This window comes from Streptomyces sp. NPDC059477 (assembly GCF_042749375.1).
Classification (GTDB): domain Bacteria; phylum Actinomycetota; class Actinomycetes; order Streptomycetales; family Streptomycetaceae; genus Streptomyces.
Map to the genome: position 1 here is coordinate 14,301 of NZ_JBHYUG010000093.1, position 19,553 is coordinate 33,853.

General features: G+C 71.4%; 17 protein-coding genes. 13 read left to right on the plus strand and 4 right to left on the minus strand.

The annotated features are described in order from the left end of the window. The first annotated feature begins 236 nt into the window (after nucleotides 1–236). The 11 genes from ACFXAZ_RS32160 to ACFXAZ_RS32210 all read left to right on the plus strand — a co-directional run bounded on the left by ACFXAZ_RS32160 (nucleotide 237) and on the right by ACFXAZ_RS32210 (nucleotide 11,227). The gene (locus ACFXAZ_RS32160) at nucleotides 237–1,097 is read left to right on the plus strand and encodes a phosphatidylinositol-specific phospholipase C/glycerophosphodiester phosphodiesterase family protein (protein WP_384598350.1); all 861 of its coding nucleotides are present in this window, start codon (nucleotides 237–239) and stop codon (nucleotides 1,095–1,097) included. 120 nt (nucleotides 1,098–1,217) lie between these two features. After that, a complete protein-coding gene (locus ACFXAZ_RS32165; RefSeq protein WP_384598317.1) occupies nucleotides 1,218–1,412 on the plus strand; it encodes a hypothetical protein in 195 nt (64 codons plus the stop codon). A 164-nt stretch (nucleotides 1,413–1,576) separates the two neighbouring features. After that, entirely contained in the window at nucleotides 1,577–2,209 is a 633-nt protein-coding gene (locus ACFXAZ_RS32170) for a Crp/Fnr family transcriptional regulator (RefSeq protein WP_384598319.1), read from the plus strand. 140 nt (nucleotides 2,210–2,349) lie between these two features. Beyond that, the gene (locus tag ACFXAZ_RS32175; RefSeq protein ID WP_384598321.1) at nucleotides 2,350–3,279 is read left to right on the plus strand and encodes a hypothetical protein; all 930 of its coding nucleotides are present in this window, start codon (nucleotides 2,350–2,352) and stop codon (nucleotides 3,277–3,279) included. After that, nucleotides 3,276–5,507 (plus strand): hypothetical protein, encoded by a 2,232-nt coding sequence (locus tag ACFXAZ_RS32180; RefSeq protein WP_384598323.1) that lies wholly within the window; start codon nucleotides 3,276–3,278, stop codon nucleotides 5,505–5,507. Before ACFXAZ_RS32175 ends, ACFXAZ_RS32180 begins: the two co-directional genes overlap by 4 nt. Beyond that, the gene (locus ACFXAZ_RS32185) at nucleotides 5,504–6,388 is read left to right on the plus strand and encodes a hypothetical protein (protein ID WP_384598325.1); all 885 of its coding nucleotides are present in this window, start codon (nucleotides 5,504–5,506) and stop codon (nucleotides 6,386–6,388) included. Before ACFXAZ_RS32180 ends, ACFXAZ_RS32185 begins: the two co-directional genes overlap by 4 nt. Before the next feature lie 251 nt (nucleotides 6,389–6,639). After that, complete coding sequence (locus ACFXAZ_RS32190; protein ID WP_384598327.1) at nucleotides 6,640–6,942, plus strand: hypothetical protein; 303 nt, start codon at nucleotides 6,640–6,642, stop codon at nucleotides 6,940–6,942. Beyond that, nucleotides 6,932–9,025: a hypothetical protein gene (locus tag ACFXAZ_RS32195; RefSeq protein WP_384598329.1), complete on the plus strand. Its 2,094-nt coding sequence runs from the start codon at nucleotides 6,932–6,934 to the stop codon at nucleotides 9,023–9,025. Before ACFXAZ_RS32190 ends, ACFXAZ_RS32195 begins: the two co-directional genes overlap by 11 nt. A 13-nt stretch (nucleotides 9,026–9,038) precedes the next feature. Further along, nucleotides 9,039–9,797, plus strand: coding sequence for a hypothetical protein (locus tag ACFXAZ_RS32200; RefSeq protein WP_384598330.1), 759 nt, complete (start codon nucleotides 9,039–9,041; stop codon nucleotides 9,795–9,797). Next, nucleotides 9,794–10,066 carry a DNA-binding protein gene (locus ACFXAZ_RS32205; RefSeq protein WP_384598332.1) on the plus strand — a complete coding sequence of 91 codons (273 nt, stop codon included), beginning with the start codon at nucleotides 9,794–9,796 and terminating at the stop codon, nucleotides 10,064–10,066. Before ACFXAZ_RS32200 ends, ACFXAZ_RS32205 begins: the two co-directional genes overlap by 4 nt. Before the next feature lie 42 nt (nucleotides 10,067–10,108). Continuing rightward, nucleotides 10,109–11,227 (plus strand): hypothetical protein, encoded by a 1,119-nt coding sequence (locus ACFXAZ_RS32210; protein WP_384598334.1) that lies wholly within the window; start codon nucleotides 10,109–10,111, stop codon nucleotides 11,225–11,227. A 209-nt stretch (nucleotides 11,228–11,436) separates the two neighbouring features. Here the strand turns inward: ACFXAZ_RS32210 and ACFXAZ_RS32215 are convergent, their stop codons facing one another. From ACFXAZ_RS32215 to xylB, 3 genes are all read right to left on the minus strand, one after another. Then, on the minus strand, nucleotides 11,437–12,084 hold the full coding sequence (locus ACFXAZ_RS32215) for an N-acetylmuramoyl-L-alanine amidase (RefSeq protein WP_384598336.1): 648 nt from the start codon (nucleotides 12,082–12,084) through the stop codon (nucleotides 11,437–11,439). 585 nt (nucleotides 12,085–12,669) lie between these two features. Further along, nucleotides 12,670–13,878, minus strand: coding sequence for an ROK family protein (locus ACFXAZ_RS32220; RefSeq protein ID WP_384598338.1), 1,209 nt, complete (start codon nucleotides 13,876–13,878; stop codon nucleotides 12,670–12,672). Nucleotides 13,879–14,310: 432 nt separating this feature from the next. Further along, the gene (gene xylB / locus ACFXAZ_RS32225) at nucleotides 14,311–15,756 is read right to left on the minus strand and encodes a xylulokinase (protein ID WP_384598340.1); all 1,446 of its coding nucleotides are present in this window, start codon (nucleotides 15,754–15,756) and stop codon (nucleotides 14,311–14,313) included. A gap of 252 nt (nucleotides 15,757–16,008) precedes the next feature. Here xylB and xylA point away from each other — a divergent pair, with 252 nt between their 5' ends. After that, nucleotides 16,009–17,175 carry a xylose isomerase gene (xylA, locus tag ACFXAZ_RS32230; RefSeq protein WP_384598342.1) on the plus strand — a complete coding sequence of 389 codons (1,167 nt, stop codon included), beginning with the start codon at nucleotides 16,009–16,011 and terminating at the stop codon, nucleotides 17,173–17,175. Nucleotides 17,176–17,404: 229 nt separating this feature from the next. Next, nucleotides 17,405–17,920 carry a hypothetical protein gene (locus ACFXAZ_RS32235; RefSeq protein WP_384598344.1) on the plus strand — a complete coding sequence of 172 codons (516 nt, stop codon included), beginning with the start codon at nucleotides 17,405–17,407 and terminating at the stop codon, nucleotides 17,918–17,920. A gap of 139 nt (nucleotides 17,921–18,059) precedes the next feature. Here ACFXAZ_RS32235 and ACFXAZ_RS32240 read toward each other — a convergent pair whose 3' ends face one another. Beyond that, nucleotides 18,060–19,406, minus strand: coding sequence for an esterase-like activity of phytase family protein (locus ACFXAZ_RS32240; protein ID WP_384598346.1), 1,347 nt, complete (start codon nucleotides 19,404–19,406; stop codon nucleotides 18,060–18,062). Nucleotides 19,407–19,553: the final 147 nt, after the last annotated feature.

Sequence of the window (19,553 nt, forward strand, 5' to 3'; positions counted from 1 at the left end):
AGCCGAAGAGAAGGACCCACCCACACCAACCCCCGGCCAGAGCGACGTGGCGGGAAAGCCCGTCCCACCTGGGGTGGGCTTCTCGGTGTGCGGGCCACGGATGAAGTGAACACTCGACGGCGGTCCAGCCAACTCCCCCTCCCCGTATGCCGCCTGGGGCCCTCGGCACCGCATACTCCTGTGCGGTTCCGTCCGGCCCACCAGGGAGGCAGCGCATGGCCCTCACCCCTCGTCGCATGGCCCTCACCACCCGTCGCAGAGCCCTCACCACCTTCGGAGTCGCCCTCGCGGGCTCGGTCGCGCTCCCCGGCGCGACCGCTCTCGCCGGCGAGAACGAGCAGCGCTCCCCCCGCCCGCTGTGGCGCGCCCACGCCCACAACGACTACGAGCACCCCCGCCCCCTGCTCGACGCGCTCGACCACCGCTTCGGCAGCGTCGAGGCCGACATCTATCTCGTCGGCGGCCAACTCCTCGTGGCCCACGACCCCGAGGACCTCGACCCGGCCCGCACCCTGGAGTCCCTCTACCTCGACACCCTCGCGGCCCGCGTCAAGGCCAACCGCGGATGGGTGTACCGCGGTCACCGCACCTCCTTCCAACTGCTCATCGACATCAAGACCGAGGGCGCGTCGACCTATCTCGAACTCGACCGCCACCTGAAGCGCTACAAGAACCTCTTCACGACCTACAGCCGGGGCCGGGTGCGCCCCGGCGCCGTCACCGCCGTGATCTCCGGCGACCGGGCCGCCCGGGTCCCGATGGAGGCGCAGACCGAGCGCCGCGCCTTCTACGACGGCCGCCTCGCCGACCTCGGCAGCTCCGCGCCGGCCTCCTTCGTCCCCCTGATCAGCGACAACTGGACCCTGAACTTCACCTGGCGGGGCGTCGGCGCGTTCCCTGCCGCCGAACGGCAGAAGCTGCGGGCCATCGTCGACGCCGCCCACGCGCGCCGCCAGACGGTCCGGTTCTGGGCGACGCCGGACCTCGCCGGGCCCGCGCGGGACGCCCTGTGGGGCGAACTGCTCGCGGCGGACGTGGACTTCATCAACACCGACGACCTGCTCGGCCTGGAGGCGTTCCTCGACGCCCACGCGTAACCGCGCCGCCGCCACGAACACCACACGTTCGGCGGTCAGGTCAGCCGCACGTACAAACCCTCCGCTACGCCACACTTGCGGCCGTACGCCGCGAACGGGACGTGGCGGAGGAGGTTCACCATGGCCATTTCCATCTCTGCGACAGTGCTGCTGCTGATCCTGGCGGTGATCTTCCTGCGCAACGGGGGGCTGAAGATCTCCCACGCCCTGGTCTGCGCCCTGCTCGGCTTCACCCTCGCGGGCACGAGCGTGGCCCCCACCATCCACAGCGGGTTGACGGCTACGGCGGACATTGTGAGCAGCCTGCGGCCGTGAGCGTGCCGGTGTGCTCGGGCGTTGATGGCACCGGGTACCCGTCGATGGCCATCCGGTACCCCGGCCGGGGGCGGCGCAAGGCTTCCGGGCCGCATTCACCCACCGGCGGGAGTGTCCTGCGGACCGCTCTGTCGTACGGGAACCTGACCCCCTAGCTTGATCGCATGAGTGAAGACAATTCCTTCCATGTGACAACCCTTCGGGACCTGGTGCCGGAGAAGGCCTGGGTGGGGCTGACGAGCTATCCGTGCTTCACCCGTGCCTCGGATCAGACCCTGTTACAGCAGGGGACCGAGGGATCCCATGTGCTCGCCCTGACGTACGGGTTGGTGAAAGTCGTCCGTGTCGACCGCGATGGGCGGGAGCGGCTGCTGGCCTTCCGAGGTCCGGGGGAGATCGTGGGGGAGATGGCCCTCCAGCACGGGGGACCCCGGATGGCCGATGTGCGCAGCATGAGCACATGCAAAGTGTGTGTCATCCCGGCCGGCGACTTCCGTCGTCTGGTCGAGGAGCACGCGCTGGCGGACCGCCTTGCCTCTCTGGCGAGCAGTCGGCTGCTGGAACAGACCGAGGTCTCCGACGGAGCCGTGCACGAACGGCTCGCCATGGCGCTGCTCCGTCTGGTCGAGGTCTCGGGCAGCCTGTCCTTCGCCGTCACCCGGGACGAACTGGCCCAGCACATCGGCGTGGGCCGGGGTTCCGTCACCAAGGCTCTGGCCCGCCTCGGCCCGGACGTGGTCGATGCCTCGCAGAAGAACCGCATCACCGTGATCGACAAGGACGGTCTAAAAATGTGACCTGGGTCACGCATCGTGTGCGCGCTCGGAGCGGACCGCTCGCGCGCCCGCCGTGAAGCTCGAAGGGCACGGCAACCCCGTGCCCCATCGTCCCCGCCCGGCCCATGACGGGCCGTGCGGGCTTCACCGAGGAGTGACACATGCGTGAATCCACCAACGGACTGCCCAGGGAAGGCGCGGCCCCCTACATCCACAGTCGTCCCCTGCCCGCCTATCGCGGCATCTTCGCCGTGGACGCCAAGGGGTTCACAGGTCGTCCGGCCATCGAGCACGAGACCATCAGCCGTGCCGTACCCGAACTCCTTGAGACCGCGTTCGCCAGGGCGGGCCTGCGGAATCTCTGGAACGACCGTACGTTCCCCAACACGACCGGCGACGGATACGTGTTCGGGTTCGATCCGGCACTGATGCCGTTCGTGATCCATCCCTTGCTGCTCACGCTCCAGGACGTGCTGACCGACTACAACGTCCTGTCCCACGGGGCGCTGCCCATCAGGCTCCGGGCCAGCCTGCACATCGGCCCGCTGGCGGACACCGGCGACGAGTTCGGCGGCAACGGCACGGCCCGCAACGACACCCACCGCCTGCTCGACTCCCGCCCGGTGAAGGCCGTACTGGCCTCCCACAAGGAGAACATCACGCATCTCGCGGCGATCCTCTCCCAGCGCTGCTACGAGGACGCGGTCGCCAGCGGGTACACGGGACGCCATCCCGACCACTTCGTGGAGGTGGCCGCGACGGTCGAGGGCAAGCCGTTCGCCCAGCAGGCGTGGATCTACGTACCCCAGCCGTCGGGGCCGCTGTACGAGACGGCCGAGGCCGACGGGAGCGTCGAGGCGCCAGCCCGCTCGGCCGAGGAACGTCCCGCGCCCGAGCCGGACATCGCCCCGAGTCCTCAGGTCAGCAACAGCGCTCCGAACGGCAACATCAACACGGGCACCGTCCATGGCGGGCAGAGCGTCGCGAACAATCACGTGGCCGGGGACCACGTCGAAGGGAACAAGGCCGGGCGGGTCCGCGGGTTCCAGGGGGACCAGGTGCGCGGGAACAAGTATCAGGGGCGGCGGTGAGTCCGGGGGCGGGGGATCCGGGCACGGGTGCGGTCCGCTCACTGCCCGAGGCGTCGGCCGCTGAGGCATCGGCCGAGGACGACCCGCATTCCGGGGCACGGCTCGCCGACATCTCGGGACTCCTCCATGCCCTCACCGGCCTCGGGGACGTCTCGGGGCCGGTTGTGGTGGCGCCGTACGCGAATGTCAACACCGGCTCCGTCCACGGCGGGCAGCGGGTGCAGAACGGGTCGGCCCGCGAGCCCGGGTCGTTCCCGCGGACCCGGGTCCGCGAGGGGCCGATCCCGGACGTGGAGGTGGAGTGCGCCGTCTTCGGGTTCGCGGAGTCGGGATGGTTCGCGGCAGCCGTCGCCGAACTGGACCGGGGCATGCTCTTCCTGGCCGGACGGCCGGGATCCGGGCGGCGTACGGCGGCGCTCAACCTGCTGCGCGCGAGCTGCGGGGACGGAGCACCGCTGTGGGCCGTGGACGCCACCGAGCTGGACACCTGGCGGCCCGCGGACGCCTCGGCACGCGGCTATCTGATGGACGGGTTGCTTCCGTCCGGGACGCTGGGACCCGGTGTCCTGGCCCATGTGCGTTCCCTGCTGGACAAGGCGGGGGCCCGCATGGTGATCGTCCTGCCCGACGACACATCCCTGCTCCGTCTCCTCGAACAGGAACTCCACGTCCGCCCCGTCATCTGCGAACCGCCCTCGCCCTCCCGGGTGTTCGGCAGTCGGTACGAGGCGGTCGTGCCGGATCAGCGCGAGCGTGAACGCCTGCTCGGCGCACTCGGCCCCGATGAGTTGGGCGGACTGCTGGCGCCCGAACTCGTACCGGCCGAAGTGGTCGAGTTGGTCGACGCCCTGGTGTCGGCCGACGGGGACGCGGCGGCGCTCGGCGATCTGGGCGCCCGGCTGAGCCACCGGGTCGAACAGGAGGTACCGGACCTCGTGGCGAAGGTGCGCGACGAGCCGGACGCCCTCGCCTTTCTGCTGTCCACCTGCGTCTACGAGGGACTCGACCACCGGATCGTCCGGGAAGAGGCCGACCGGCTGCTGGAACTGTCCGGGGGACGCCTCGCCGCGCTGCTGCCCGCGACGGACGCCCAGGGCGACGGAAAGACCGGCCGGCCCAATCCGGACTTCGTCTTCCGGCGCTCCCTGACCGCACTGCTCGGCGCGGTCGGCGCCACCAGGCAGGCACGAGAGATCCGCACCGGACGCACCTACGTCCACAGCGTCGAACCGGTCGTGTTCGTCAGACACCGACAGGCCCAAGCCGTGCTCCGTCATGTGTGGCGCGAGTACGGGCAATTGTCGGAACTGCTGGCCGACTGGCTGCGCGATGTGCGCCCCGATCCTGATCTGGTCCGGTCGGCGGGACTCGTCATAGGGAGGGGGACGATCTGGGGCGGCGGACACCAAGCACTGCGCCATGTCCAGATCCTGGCCGAGTCCGAGCGCACCACGAGCCGTGTCATCGCGGCACATGCCCTGAGTGTCGCGGCCCAGGATCCCGTCCTGGTCGCGGAGGTGCGCTACCGGCTCCAGCGGTGGAGCCGGGCCGCCAGCCCTCGCCTCAGAACCACGGTGGCCTACGCGTGCGGCGCGTCGTTCGGGGCGGCACGTCCCGATCTCGCACTACGGCTCCTGCGCACCCTCATGCGGGGCATGACGGGCCACGACGGAGCGGACGAGTTGCGTGAGGCGCTGGACCGGGCGGTGCGGACGGCGTTCGTGGCCCTCTTTGAGGCCGGTAACGAGGAATTGGTGTTCGGCCGCCTGGTCGACTGGCTGGACGAGCGGGACGGCGAGGCCGGAAGCGGGGGCGGACGCGAGGGCGAGAGCGGGAGTAGGGGCGGGAGCGGAATTCACGCGGACTACCTGCTCGTGGTGTTCGCCGAGTTGCTGCGCTCCCCGAACTGGCTTCAGCGACATCTCGCCGACGCCACCGACGAGGGCCTCCTGATCGTCGAATTGATCCGCCGCGCACTGAATTCGGACAACTCATTCGCCGTGACCTGCCGGGAATTGCTGCGGTGGGCCGACCGGGGGAGATGGGACGGCATCCTCTCCCGGGCGGTGGAGAATCTGTTCAGCGCATTGGCGGAATCCATGCGACACGGCGAATTCCGGCTTTTCGTGGAAATGGATCGTGGGGAAACCCATGGCTGGGCGGGGCGTGAAGTCGCACTGTATTCCCTCTATCGCTGGCGCAGCGGTGAACTGCGGAAGGCGTCATGAACGACGAACCCATCGAATCCCTGTACCTCCGTACGGGCCGACCGCCCTGGCGGGAGATCCTCAGCCATCGTTGGTCGGCCCCGAGGGACTGGTCCCTCGTGCTCCGGGACGCGGCCGGTGACTACTTCGTCCGGGGCCGGCGCGGCGACCCCGACGACACGGGTACCTACCCGCCGCTGCTCGACGAGGCCGACGTGGCCGGCGTCGGCGGCACCTACACCGACGTCTACCGCGTGGACATGACCGAGCACGTGGACACCCGGGCCGTCGGCCTGCCCACGGTGTACGGAACCGAATCGGTGGATCTATGGGTGGCCTGGTGGGTGTACGACCCCGTACGGGTGGTGCGCACACAGACCGTGCACGGCTGGCATGTGGTCCGCACCCATCTCACGGCGACCCTGCGGAATTTGGCCGAGGCCCAGGTGATGGCGGGCAACGGCCTCGGGGCCCCGGAGATCATGCAGTACCTAGGCACGCCGCAGCGGGTGGAGGAAACCGGGCTCAGCTACCGCGTGTTCGACGTACGGCTCCGGGAGACCGGCGAGGAACTCCGTCTCGGCCAGGACGACAGCAGGGGCGTCCGCTACTCCTGGACGCCCAGCCGTGGCGGCGAGTACGACTTCTGCCTCCAGGCGTTGCACGCCGGACCGGTCTCCCTCGCCGCCCTGTGGCTGCTGCGACACCCGGACCAGGTGCGCCAGGTGCTCGACTGGGCGGTCGCCCATCAGGACCTGCTCAGTCCGCCGCGCACCGACTGGCAGGAGGAACTGGCCACGCTGCTCGGCACCCTCACCGAACAGGAACGGAAGGAGATCTCGTACCTTCTGCGCGATCGGATCGCCGTGCTGGGCCGCGAGGTTCCCGGTATGAGTATCTGAACTCCGCTCTTACCTCTCGTACACGGATCGACGGATGGGCACGCCGCCTTTGGGTGGCGTGCCCATCCGTTTGTGCGCTGGGCGCTTTCCGCGCTGATTCATACGTCGACGCGTATGTGATCGGCGCCACTCTCCGTGCGCTCTCCGGGAGCACTGGGCGGCGCCGGAATCCGGGAATCTGACGTCGTCCGGAACGGGACGCGCCGGGGGCGAGAATCCCTCGGGCGTTTCTTTGGATCCGAAAGGAAAACATGCGAGCAGAAGAGTTCGATGACGTAGGAAATGTGATCGCCTTTCGTCGTACGTGGCCGACGGAGCCCCAACCGGACGGTGAACTGGGTGTGGTGCCCGGTGCCGTCGACGAGCCGGCGGTAGCTCTCGCTCCTGCCCCCGCCCCCGCTCCGGCCCCCGCCCCTGGCCTTGCCCCCGCGCCCGCCCTCGTGCTGAACGCCGAGCGGGGGATCATCAACACCGGCATCGTCCATGGCGGGCAGCACATCACCACCGTGGAGCGCTCGGCCCACCTCATCCCCGGAGCCGACGGTGACGTCTGAGCCGCTCGGGTCGGGCGACCTCGACGCGCTCTTGGCAGCCCTCGCGGCGGGCCGGGAGCTGGTGGTCGTGGCGCCGAACGGCACCGTAAACACCGGGCTGGTGACGGGAGACCAACGCCAGATCGTGTCCACCGTGGCGGCCGGTGCCCCCGCCGCCAAGCCGATGCGCCAAGGCCCCGTACGCGCGAAGGACCTGGCGGAGACGAGGCGGCGCTTCGTACCGCCGCCGGGTTTCGAGGACGGCCTCGCGGCACTCGACAACGGCGTGGCCGTGGTCGTCGGAGCCCCGGGCACCGGCCGCAGGACCCATGCGCTCAACCTGTTGGCCCACGGCAGGCCGGAGCCCGTTCTCATCCAGGTCGACGGGGCGGCCGACCTCTCCCGGTGGGTGCCACCGACACGCGGAGCGCACGGCTACCTGGTGATGGAACCACCGGATCCGTTCGCCCTGCGGTCCTGGGATCTGACCCGGCTGGAAGCCTCCCTGGCGGAGGCGGGCGCCCGCCTCCTCATCGTGCTGACCGATGCCCCCGGGCTGACGAACGCCCTTGAGGACCGCCTGGGCACACCGGTCCTGCTCCACCGGCCGCCGGATCCCCGATCGGTCTTCGCGGCCCACCTCGCCGACATCTGCCCGGACGAGGCGACACGCGCGCGGAAGTTGGGGAACCTGGGACGACCCGGCCTCGCCGCGCTGCTCCCCGCAGAACTGCCGCCCCGCCAGGCGGCACTCGCCGCGGAAGCCGTCGCGAGGCACAAGGACGCGGACTGTGCCGAGGTGCTGGCGGCACTCGCCCGGGCCGAGGCCCCGGCGCTCATCGCCCGTGCACAGCACGATCCCGTCCTTCAGGCGCACCTGCTCGCCCTCAGCGTCTACGGCGGCCTCGACCTCCGTGTGGTCGTGGAACGGGCGGAGGACCTGCTGAGACTGACGGCCCCCACGGACGATCCCGGACGGGAGCGGCCCCTGGGCGCACCAGGGCCGGACGGCAACTCCGTCCGCCGGCCGGCGGGAGCGACGCCTCAACAGCCCTCGCCCGACACCTTGCGCGGCCTCGGAGCACACCGGGCGCGGCAGGCGGGGGCCGACGCCATGGACACGGTGTCCTTCTTCTGGCCTGCCGTGGGTGATGCCGTATGGGAGTGCCTGTGCCGCGAGCACACGGACCTGCTGCCCCGACTGCACACCTGGCTGGCCGGTACCGGCCCCGGAATCGACCGGATCGACCGTGCGGGGCGGGCACTCGCCGCCATGGCCGAGATGACCGGCGGCCGGACCCTGGAGCATCTGCCGCACGTGGCCTCAACCCCGGGACCCTCGGCCGTCGACGTGGCCGCCCGCTGTCTCGGCGCGGCCTTCCGCGACCCCGTGGCGGCGGCGCACGCCGACCGTCTGCTCGAAGAGTGGAGCGTGGCGGACCACACGCCACTGCGCGCGGCGGTGGGACGCGCCTGCCGCTCCGACCGCGGCTCGTTGCCGGACGACCGGGCCCTGCGGCTCGTCCAGCGCCTCATGGAGAGCTGGAACGGCAACGAAGGAGGCACGGACGTCGTCACCACCGTGGTGGACGTGCTGGTCCAGCGCTTCGCGTCGGGCGACGTCCGGACGAGAACCGGCATCCTGGGCCGGATGCGGGACTGGGCCGGGTCCGACGGCGTCCCCGGGCTGGTGACGGCCCTCGCCTTTCCGGCCATGGCGGAAGCGGACCCCGCGTGGTGGAGCGGCGAAATCCGGTCCGGCGCCGGGACGGCCCCCGGCATCGTCGAGCTGACCGGCCACGCCCTCGACGAGCCGGCCACCTACGAGTCCATGCGCGATGTCCTCCTGTCCTGGTGTGCTGAGGCGGAGGACGCGCCGCAGCCCGATCCGGCCCTGGGCGCCCTCCTCGACGAGCTGGCGAACGCCCGGCAACACGGGTTCTTCCGCTGGCTGCTGGCAGTCGAACGTGGCCCGGACTCCCTGCCGGGCAAGGGCCTCGCGGGCCGGCTGCTCACGGAGTGGCGCGCCAGGTTCCCCACCAAGTCTCCCACCAGGTCCCCGGCCAGGTCTGCGGCCAAGTCCCCTGCCCGCCAGACGGATTGACCAGGAGAAACCCATGTCACTTCCTCCTCACCCAGGACTCTTCACCTCCATCGAGCGCCGATGCGCCGACCTGAATCCCACGCCCGTACTCCACTTGCCCGACGCGATGGACGCGGCGAGCGCAATGGACGCGGCGGGTGCCCTGGACGCGGCGGGTGCGGCGGGTGCTCCCCTTTCCCTCCAGCACGTCCGTCCCCTGCTGTATGACCGCGACCTGGACCCGGATGTGCGTGTCGCCCTGTGGCGGCAGATCGCGGAGCGCGGGCGTCTCGATGCCGAGCGGTCCGAGTGGCCCACGGCGGTGGTGTGGCTGGGCCTGCCCGGACTCCGCAGCACCGCGTACAAGATCACCCGGAACTTCCGGGCGGATCGAGACGACGTCGAGGCCGAACTGGTCACCTGCTATCTCGAAGGGCTGGCGGAGGTGGCGGCGCACCGCGCCGACCCCGGTGGACATGTCCTGCGCACGGCCTGTTCGCGCACCTGGGCCCTGTGGCGCGCGGCGCTCCCCGAGACGGCCGTCGACGACATGAACGGCACGGACGGCACCGGACCGCCCGCCGACAAGGGCCTGTGGTACGCCGATTACGACCCGCCCGGACTCTCCGCCACGCTGCGGTTCACCGTCCCCGCCCACCGCGTCGAAGGCGTGCGGATCGGTGCGCTGGCCCGGGCATGGGGCCTGGCCGAGGAAGCCACCAGCACCGGGTACTCGGGCCGGGGCCGCCAGGTCGCGGCGCTCTCCCTGCGGCGAGCCGGGAGGAACCGATGACCGACCGCCCGAACCTGCCTCTCACCTTTCGCGAAATCTTCAACCTCCCCGTCAGCGTCGATCTGAGGACGGCCGCCAGGGCCTTCGGCATGTGCCTGGGCACCGCGTACCGGCTCGTCGCCCGGGACGCCTTTCCCTGCGCGACGGTCCGGGTCGGCCGACGCCACCGGGTGCGCACCGTGGACCTGCTGGACGCGCTGGGTATCGAGGAGCGCCCCGTCTTCGCCGACGAGATCGCCGACGGAGTCGCCCTCACCCTCTTCGACTGACCCGCCCCCGTGCCCCCGCGTAACTTCCCGAAGGAGACTGCCATGCTCACCTGCCTCGCCATCCGATCAACGGGCCACGGCGCCCCCGGCCACCCCTCCATCAACCACCCCCCTATCAGCCACCCTTCGCTCGGTTGCCCCTCCGTCCCGGAGGAGGATCATCGGTCCACGCTCTTCTACGAGAGTGTCGTGCGGCCCACCTGTGAACAGCTCGGGCTCACGCTCCTCCGCGCCGACCGGCTCATGGACGCCGGGCTTCCCGAGAACCATCTCCCTCGACTGATCGCCGAAGTGGACATCGTCGTCGCGGACCTCAGCGGATCGGACGAGGAACTCGTCTTCGCGCTGGGGATGCGCCACGCACTCGGCCGTTGCACCGTCCACGTCACCGAAGGGCCCGGATCCCTCCGGGGGACAGGGCGGACCCCGTCCGTCGAGCTTCCCTCCCATTCCTCCGGCGCGACCAGGGCTCGGCAGCAGCTGACGGCCGTACTCGCCGACATCTCCCGCGAAGCGCCGGTCACGCTCTCCCCGTCCGCGCCGCCCCCGGCGTCCCCCGCTCCGCCGACGTCTGTCCTCTCCACCCTGGCCGAGGATGACGCCGCGGACGCACCCGGGTTCATCGACCTGGCGGTGGAGGCCGAGGCGCAGTTCCAGGCCATCTCGGGCGACATGGCCGATGTGGAGGCAGCGTTGGCCGACCTCAAGGCGATGTTGGAACTCCTCGGGGAGGACATGACCCGCTTCGGCCACCGCGGGGTGACGACCGGTGCCAAGTTGGCGATCATCAACCGGCTGGCCAAAGCCATCGACGGACCGGCGCGCGATCTGGAGTCCGCCGCCGAGCGGTTCGCGGAGCGCATGACGGCCGGTGTCGTCGCCGTCGACGCGTTCCTGGAATGGACGGCGAACACCCCGCGCGCCGACTGGCCGGACAACGTGCCCGGCATCCTGGACGATCTGCTCAGCACCTCCTCAAAGGTGCAGGCCAGGGCGGGGGACTTCGCCGGGGCGACGGGATTGATCAACATGGTCGGTGCCGCCAGCAGGCATCTGCGTGGACCTATCAGGCGGATCATCGGGTCCCTCCAGACCCTCTTCCGGAGCGTGGCAGTGTTCGAGGAGTGGCGGGCCAGGGCGGTGGCGCTGAAGCAGGACTGACCCCTTTCCGACCTCTGCGCGCGCCCGAGGGCCACTTGAGGAAGCTCTGGTGGTCCCGGGCGCGGTGCAGGAGGGCCGGGCACCGGGCCTCGAAGGGCGTCGGCTCGCCTCACATGAACTCGACGAGCCTCACGCGAACTCGGCCAGTCTCACGCGAACTCGGCCAGTCTCACGCGGAGCCGACCGGGATCAGGCGGACTCGACCGGGATCAGGCGGACTCGACCAGCCTCAGAAATCGCCCCCAGTCCCACAGCGGCCCCGGATCCGTATGGTCCGTACTCGGTATCTCATGGTGGGCGATGATGTGCGCGCGGTCCCTCGGAATCGCGTGCTTGGTACATATCGCGGCCGTCAGACGCGCGGAGCTCTCGTACATCACATCGGTGAAGTACTCCGGCTCGTCGATCCAGCCCTCGTGCTCGATACCGATGCTGCGGGTGTTGTAGTCCCAGTTCCCCGCGTGCCAGCCGATGTCGGACTCGCGTACGCACTGGGCGACATGGCCGTCGCGGGAACGGACCACGTAGTGCGCGGAGACGTCCTTGCTCGGGCGCTGGAAGACGGAGAGGGTGTTGGCGTAGGTGGTCTGTGCGACGTGGATGACGATGAGGTCCACCGGGTGGTCCGTGGGGCGGTCGGCCGGCGTGTAGTTGGAGTCGTGGGCGGGCTGCCACTCGGCGGGTGCGTAGTCCGGCGCCGGGGCGAGGGCACCGGCCCGGGGCGTGGGCAGCAGGGCGTAGGGGACGGCGGCGAGGGCGGCACCCTTGAGCAGGTGGCGGCGGCCGGGCAGGTGGCGTGGGGCGGTCGGGAGGCGGGGGCCGGGGTTCGCGGGCGGGTTCCGCTGGTCGCTCGTCACTGCACAGCTCCGATCTGCCGGGACGGGTGGTGTCCGCTGTCTTGGTCCGGGGCGGGCGGTGCCCGCAGTCCTGGTGGGGTGAGGGACGGCGCCGACGCGAGACCGTTCCACCGGCCCCGCACCTCCGTCCACAGCGCTCACGATGTGCGCCGCGTGTGATTCACGGTAGGCGGCGCAACGGCCGGGTGGCGGGCCGGTTCGGTTTCCGTGGACAGGCGTGGGGTTGTGGATATCTCGGCCATCCGAAGGGGTGACGCGCGGGACAGTGTTGACGGTTGCGGCCGGTGGACGGGCTGGTGGCCGCGGTTCGGGAGGGGCTCGACGGGCCGTTGACCGTCGGCGGCAAGGCAGGCGCCAGAGGCCGGGGAAGGAGGCCGGGAAGGGCAGGTGTCGGTCGCGTGGAAGTGCGGGTGTGGGCCAGCGTCCAGGGCTGGTCCGGGTCCACGGCAGGACCGGCGGCGGTCAGGGGGTACGGTCAGGCCCCGGTCAACGGCGGCAGCCGCCGGGCAACGGCAAAGGCAGACGCCGGTCCACAGCACGCACAGCGTCGGTCAACGGCAAGGACACCTACCGGCCCAGGCAGTCCTACGCCCGTCCCGCCACCGCCCCCGGATCGTCCAGCACCCTCCGCACCACCGAGTGCGCCGCCCCCAGCAACGGTCCCTCCGAACCCAGACGTGACACCGTCACCGGGCATGCCCGTCCGGCCGTGCGCCCGTCCAGCTCCTCGCGCAGGGACGGCAGCAGCCAGGGCGCCAGGGCGGCCAGCGCGCCGCCCAGGACCACGCTCCCGGGGTCGAGGAGATTGACCGCGCCGGTCAGGGCGATGCCCAGTGCCGTGCCCGCCTCGCGCAGGGCGCGGCGTACATACGCGTCGCCCCGCTCGGCCCGTTCGGCGAGCAGTTCCACGCGGTTCTCGCCGGGTTCGATCCCGGCGGCCCGCAGTACCGCCTCCCCGCCCGCGTACTGCTCCAGACACCCGCGCCCGCCGCAGGCGCACCCCGGCCCGTCCGGGCGGACCGGGACATGGCCCAACTCGCCCGCGAATCCCCGGGTGCCCCGCAGCAGCCGCCCGTCCACGACGACCGCCGCGCCGATGCCGATCTCCGCCGACACATGCAGGAAGTCGCGCGGGGTGTCCTCGCCGAGCCACAGTTCGGCCAGCCCGCCGAAATTGGCCTCGTTGTCCACGGCGGGCGGCAACTCGGGCGGGAACAGGGCGGCGAGATCGGTGTCGCGCCAGTCGAGGTTCGGGGCGCGGACGACCGTACGGGCGTCGCTCGCGACCAGGCCCGGCACGGCCACGGCGAGCCCCGCCGCCCACAGCCCCTCGCGTTCGGCCTCGGCGACGACCCGGCGCAGCAGTTCGGTGAGGTCCTCGGCCACCGGCTCCGGCGCACGACCGCGGTTGGGGCCCTGCCGTACGGCCCGCGCCCGAACGCGTCCGCGCAGGTCCACCGCGCAGACCGCGAGATGGTCGACGCCGATCTCCGCGCCGATCCCCGCAGGACCGCGTCCGCTGACGGCGAGCGCCGAACCAGGGCGGCCGACCCGTCCGGGGCGTTCGGGGCCGAGTTCGTCGAGCAGGCCCGCGCGGACGAGTTCGTCGACCAGCGTGGACACCGCCGCGCGGGTCAGCCCGATGCGCGAGGCGACCGCGGCACGCGACAGCGGTCCCTCCGCGCTCACGGTGTGCATCACGCGCGCGAGATTGCGCCGCCGCATGCCCTGTTGGGTGTCGGGCAGCGCGCGTCCGGGACCGGCTGAGTGTGCCTCGTGCAGCGGTGCGGTCATGCCTCCGTCAATCCTCAGTGGCTCCGGGACGCCCGCGCGGGCCGTCCTCGACGACTTTCCTCGACGACTTTCCGTACGCTCAGGCAGCTCTCGGTACGCTCCCTGCCCCTTGGGCGTGTCCGTGAAGTCCCGTCTGGCACCGTCCCGCGCGGCGTTGTCGGGCCCGCCCGCGTACGCCCAGTACACGGAGCCCTCCGCCTTGCGATGCTCGGTACCGGACGCCGCGAGCCCTGCCCCACGGGCGGACGACCCTGCGTCGCGGACACGCCCTAGGCACGTCGGACGGATCTCCGCGGCGTCGCGGTGTCCGGCACGCATTCTGGCCGCACCGGACAAATGCCCCCGCAACGGAGCTGCCAGAGCTTTCGCCCGCGCACCGGGAGCACGCACGGAACACCGCTCCTCCACCCACGCACCTCCGTCAGACACGTCCTAGCCGCCCTCCGGCCTCCGCTCCAGCAGCGGTGCCGCGTCGGAGAGTACCCCGGAGATCCTGGCCAGTGTCCCCTCGTCCCGCTCCACCGCATCGAGCACCGGCCCGCGCGCGGTGTTCCAGCGCCGGGCGACGGCGGCCGGGTCCTCGCCGGTGAGCACGCCCGCCGCCTGCGCCGCCGCGCCCAGCGCCACCAGCTCCTTCGCCTCGGGCACCTGCACCGGCCGCCCCGACAGCCGCCGTACGGTCTGCTGCCAGGCCCGGCCGCGCGCGCCGCCCCCGATCAGCAGCAGCGGCACCGACGGGTCCGCGTCCTGGTCGAGCACCAGGTCCAGGGCGCCCAGCAGCGCGTGGACGGCACCGTCGTAGGCCGCCTGGAGGAGCTGGCCTGCGGTCGTGTCGTGGCGCAGCCCGTGCAGCAGCCCCGAGGCGTTCGGCAGGTCGGGGGTGCGCTCGCCGTCCAGGTACGGCAGCAGGGTCACCGACGTGCCGGGTTCCACCGCCTCCCGGTCCAGGCCCAGCAGCGTGGCCACCCGGTCCACGGCGAGCGTGCAGTTGAGCGTGCAGGCCAGCGGCAGCCAGTCGCCGCGCGCGTCGGCGAAGCCCGCCACCGTGCCGGTCGGATCCGCCGGGCGGCGCCGCGCCACGCCGTACACGGTTCCCGACGTGCCGAGGCTCAGCACCGCCGTGCCCGGACGCAGCCCGAGGCCGAGCGCCGCCGCCGCGTTGTCGCCGGTACCGGGCGCCACCAGGGTGCCCCTGGCGAACGGCAGGTCGTGGCCGTCGCGCACGGTGCCGACGACCTCGCCTGGCCGGGCGACCCGGGGCAGCAGAGCGGGGTCCAGGCCCACGTGCGCGAGGATCTCGGCGTCGTACGACTCCGTCGCCGATGCCCACCACCCCGTACCGGAGGCGTCCCCCCGGTCCGTCGTGCCCACGCCCGTGAGGCGCTCGGTCAGGTAGTCGTGGGGGAGGCGTACGGCCCTCACCGCGCGCGCCGCCTCCGGCTCGTGCTCGGCGAGCCAGGCCCACTTGGTGACCGTGAAGGACGCGGTGGGCACGGAGCCGACGCGCCCGGCCCAGAACTTAGGCCCGCCCAGCTCCTCCGTCAGCCGCCGTGCCTGCGGCGCCGACCGCACGTCGTTCCACAGCAGCGCGGGCCGGACCGGCTCCCCGCGCGCGTCCAGTGTGACCAGCCCGTGCTGCTGCCCGCCGATCGACACGGCGGCGGCCTCCCGCGCGGCGTCCCCGCACTGGCGCAGCGCCTCGCCCAGCGCATCCCACCACTGGCGCGGATCGCTCTCGCGGCCCGCCCCCGAGCTGACCTCGTGCGGGGCCTGCCCGCTCGCCACGACCTGCCCGGTCGCCACGTCCACCACCAGTGCCTTCGTCGACTGGGTGGACGTGTCCACGCCGACGACGAGCGGTCCATCGGCTGCTGACATGGGCTCTCCTCTGCTACGGCGCGCGTCACGCGGCACGCGCGCGGGTCCTGGCTCGGCTGCTGGTGTCCCGGGCTACGGCCTGTTTCCCCGGCCCCGGGACAACTATGTCTCTTCCCAGGGACGCGACGGCATACTAATTTGTTAAGCGCCATGACGAAATAGGGGCGACGACATGCGCACATCGGTGACGCATACGCGCACCCGAATCGGCACAGCGCGAGGACATTCATCAGCGAGCAAGGGAGCCGCGGCATGAACTACCAGCCCACCCCCGAGGACAGGTTCACCTTCGGCCTGTGGACCGTCGGCTGGCAGGGAAGGGACCCCTTCGGCGACGCCACCCGCAGGGCGCTCGAACCGGCCGAGACCGTCCGGCGACTAGCCGAGCTGGGCGCACACGGGGTGACGTTCCACGACGACGACCTGATCCCGTTCGGAGCGTCCGACACCGAGCGCGAATCGCACATCAAGCGCTTCCGGCAGGCCCTCGACGCGACCGGCCTGACCGTCCCGATGGCCACCACCAACCTGTTCACCCACCCCGTCTTCAAGGACGGCGCCTTCACCGCCAACGACCGCGACGTACGCCGCTACGCGCTGCGCAAGACCATCCGCAACATCGACCTCGCCGCCGAACTCGGTGCCAAGGTCTACGTCGCCTGGGGCGGCCGGGAAGGCGCCGAGTCCGGCGCCGCCAAGGACGTACGCGCCGCACTCGACCGCATGAAGGAGGCGTTCGACCTCCTCGGCGAGTACGTCACCTCCCAGGGCTACGACCTGCGCTTCGCCATCGAACCCAAGCCGAACGAGCCGCGCGGCGACATCCTGCTGCCGACCATCGGCCACGCGCTGGCCTTCATCGAGCGCCTGGAACGGCCGGAACTGTACGGCGTCAACCCCGAGGTCGGGCACGAGCAGATGGCCGGCCTCAATTACCCGCACGGCATCGCCCAGGCCCTGTGGTCGGGCAAGCTCTTCCATATCGACCTCAACGGCCAGAACGGCATCAAGTACGACCAGGACCTGCGCTTCGGCGCCGGCGACCTGCGTGCCGCCTTCTGGCTGGTGGACCTCCTGGAGACCGCCGGTTACGCGGGCCCGCGTCACTTCGACTTCAAGCCGCCGCGGACCGAGGATCTCGACGGTGTCTGGGCGTCCGCCGCCGGCTGTATGCGCAACTACCTCATCCTCAAGGACCGCGCCGAGGCCTTCCGGGCCGACCCCGAGGTCCAGCAGGCCCTGAGGGACTCCCGTCTCGACGAACTGGCCCGTCCCACGGCCGCCGACGGACTCCAGGCGCTGCTCGCCGACCGCGAGTCGTTCGAGGACTTCGACGTGGAGGCCGCCGCCGCGCGCGGGATGGCCTTCGAGCGGCTGGACCAGCTGGCGATGGACCATCTGCTGGCGGCGCGGGACTGAGCGAATCCGGCCGAGCCCGGACGGTCTGGGCGCGTCCGCGCGGGTGGCCGTCGATCAGCGCCGGTGAGGGGCGTCCGTGGACGGTCGGGCGGCCACCGGCGAGGCCTGGCCGGTCGTCCGACCGGCCGCCGCGCGGAGTGTTGCGGAATCGTGCCGTCCGGTGCATGGGTCCGTAGCAACCTCCGCGCGGGGGTCGCCCGGTGATCCCACTGCGGCGATCCTGGACGGCATGGCCACGCCACCTGTACCGCCGCAGCCGCCCGAGCCGCCGCGCGACACGCCGCCGCCCGGCAACCCACCGCCCCCGGGCGGCGGTTTCGGACCGACGCCCGACGACTTCGGCGGCCCCTACGATCCCGGGGGCCGCCGAGGGCGCCGCAACCCCCTGATCCTCGCCCTGGCGGTTCTGGTGGCCGTCGCGGCCGTCGGGGTGATCGTGGTCATGGCCAACGACGGTGACGACCCGTCCGGCCCCGCGCCCGCCGGGAGCGACACCGGCCAGGGAACCGGTGAGTCGCCCGACCCGTCGCCGGGCCTCCCCACGGATCTCCCGACCGATCTGCCGTCCTTGCCCTCGGGGTTGCCGACCGACCTGCCGAGCGGGTTCCCGAGCGACTGGCCCAGTGACTTCCCGAGCGGTTGGCCCAGTGGTTTTCCGAGCGACTTCCCGACGAACCTGCCCAGCGGCCTCGAATCGCTCTTCCCGTCCGGCCTGCCTTCGTTCGACGCGGGCGATCTGCCGTAGGGGAAACACGCCGGGCGGGAACGAGGACGGTCCGATCGACCCGCGCAGGAGGTCCGCCCGGGGATCAACCGGAGGCCGATCGGATGTCAGGAAGGGATCATCGGGGATCAGCCGGGGATCGGTCAGGGATCACCGGAGATCAGATGTCGCGCGGCAGCCGGACGTACGTCACCTTCGTCTCGATCCCGCTGTCCACGAGCCGGCCCTGCGTGTCGAACGCCTCGGCGCCGTCCGTCATGCCGAAGTCGTTGTCGTTGATGACGGCGATCGTGCGGTCGTCCACGAGCGCGACGCCCTCGATCTTCCCGGGCACCCCGTCGACCTTGCCGAGGTCGACCACAAGGCTCTTGCCGAGCACCGGCACGCCCGCGGCGGCCGGGTCCTCCAGCTCCTCCAGCGACGGCGACGTCGTCTTGTCGTCCCACTTCTCGCCCAGGATGTCCGCGGACGGCTTCAGACGCACCAGGTTCAGTCGCGCGGACTTGTCGGTGCGCTCCTCGACGAGCAACTGGTCCCGGCCCACGGCGACGACCGAGGAGATCTTCAGCTCGGAGGTGTCGTCCTCGCTCGGATCGACGACGTTCACCGGGTCGAACTGGTAGGCGTACTCGGCGGTGACGGCCTGCTTCTTCGGCGAGAAGCGCAGCAGACGGGTGGTGAGCGAGGCTTCCCCGGCGTCCTGGTCCGGCACCGAAAGCGGGCTCTGCACGGCCATCACCAGGTCACCGCCGGGCAGCAGCGCGAGCCCCTCGAAGCCCCGGTTGATCTTCCGGTCGAGCAGGATCGACGGCAGCGCCTCCACGACCGGGTAGTCCGCGCCCTTGAGGTTCAGCCCCTTGGGCACGTACCGGGTGAGCACCTTGCCGGCCGAGGAGACATGCACGAGCGACGGGCCGTACTCGTCCACCAGCCAGAAGCTCCCGTCCGCCGCGCGGACGATGCCCTCGGTGTCGAGCCCGTTCGGGTTGTACGACAGCGGCTGCTGGGCGTTGAAGTTGTACGGCGCCTCGTCCCGTCCCGCCTGGTTCGGCAGGCCGGTGACCGCCTTGCCGGAGCGCGTGGTGATCGGGATCGAGTCGAGCACCTTCACCGTCGTGCCGGTCACCTTGATCTTCACGATCGCCGGGTCGAAACCGGGCACGGGGAAGGTCCGGCGCTTGACGCCGTCCACCTTGATCTGGCCGTTGGGGCCACGGTCGGTGACGGTCCAGAACTCGTCCTTGCGGCCGGTCGGGTAAAGGTCACTGCCGATGCCGCCGAGGTCCACCGCGCGGTCGTCGGCCACCGTGCCCGGCAGCAGCTGATTGCTGAACGTGCCCAGCGGTATGTCGCCGAGCGTCGCCGTGCGCACGACCTCCGGTTCCTGCTGCTGACGCGAGCCGGCGGACGCGGGAGAGGCCGCCGCGAGGGAGGCCAGGACGGCCAGCGGAAGACCGGCGGCGACAGAACGGTGAACTCGGCGCCGACCGGCGGATTGCGGGGACATCTGGCCCTCCAGAGGCTCAATTTTCCTGACAGCGGCCAGATTTCAACCTTTGCGGCGGAACGCTGTGCCACGGGCGGGTGAACACAGGGCGTGGGGGCCAGATAGGGGGCACCGCCCGCAGGGGAGACCACCCGGGGAGGGGCGGGG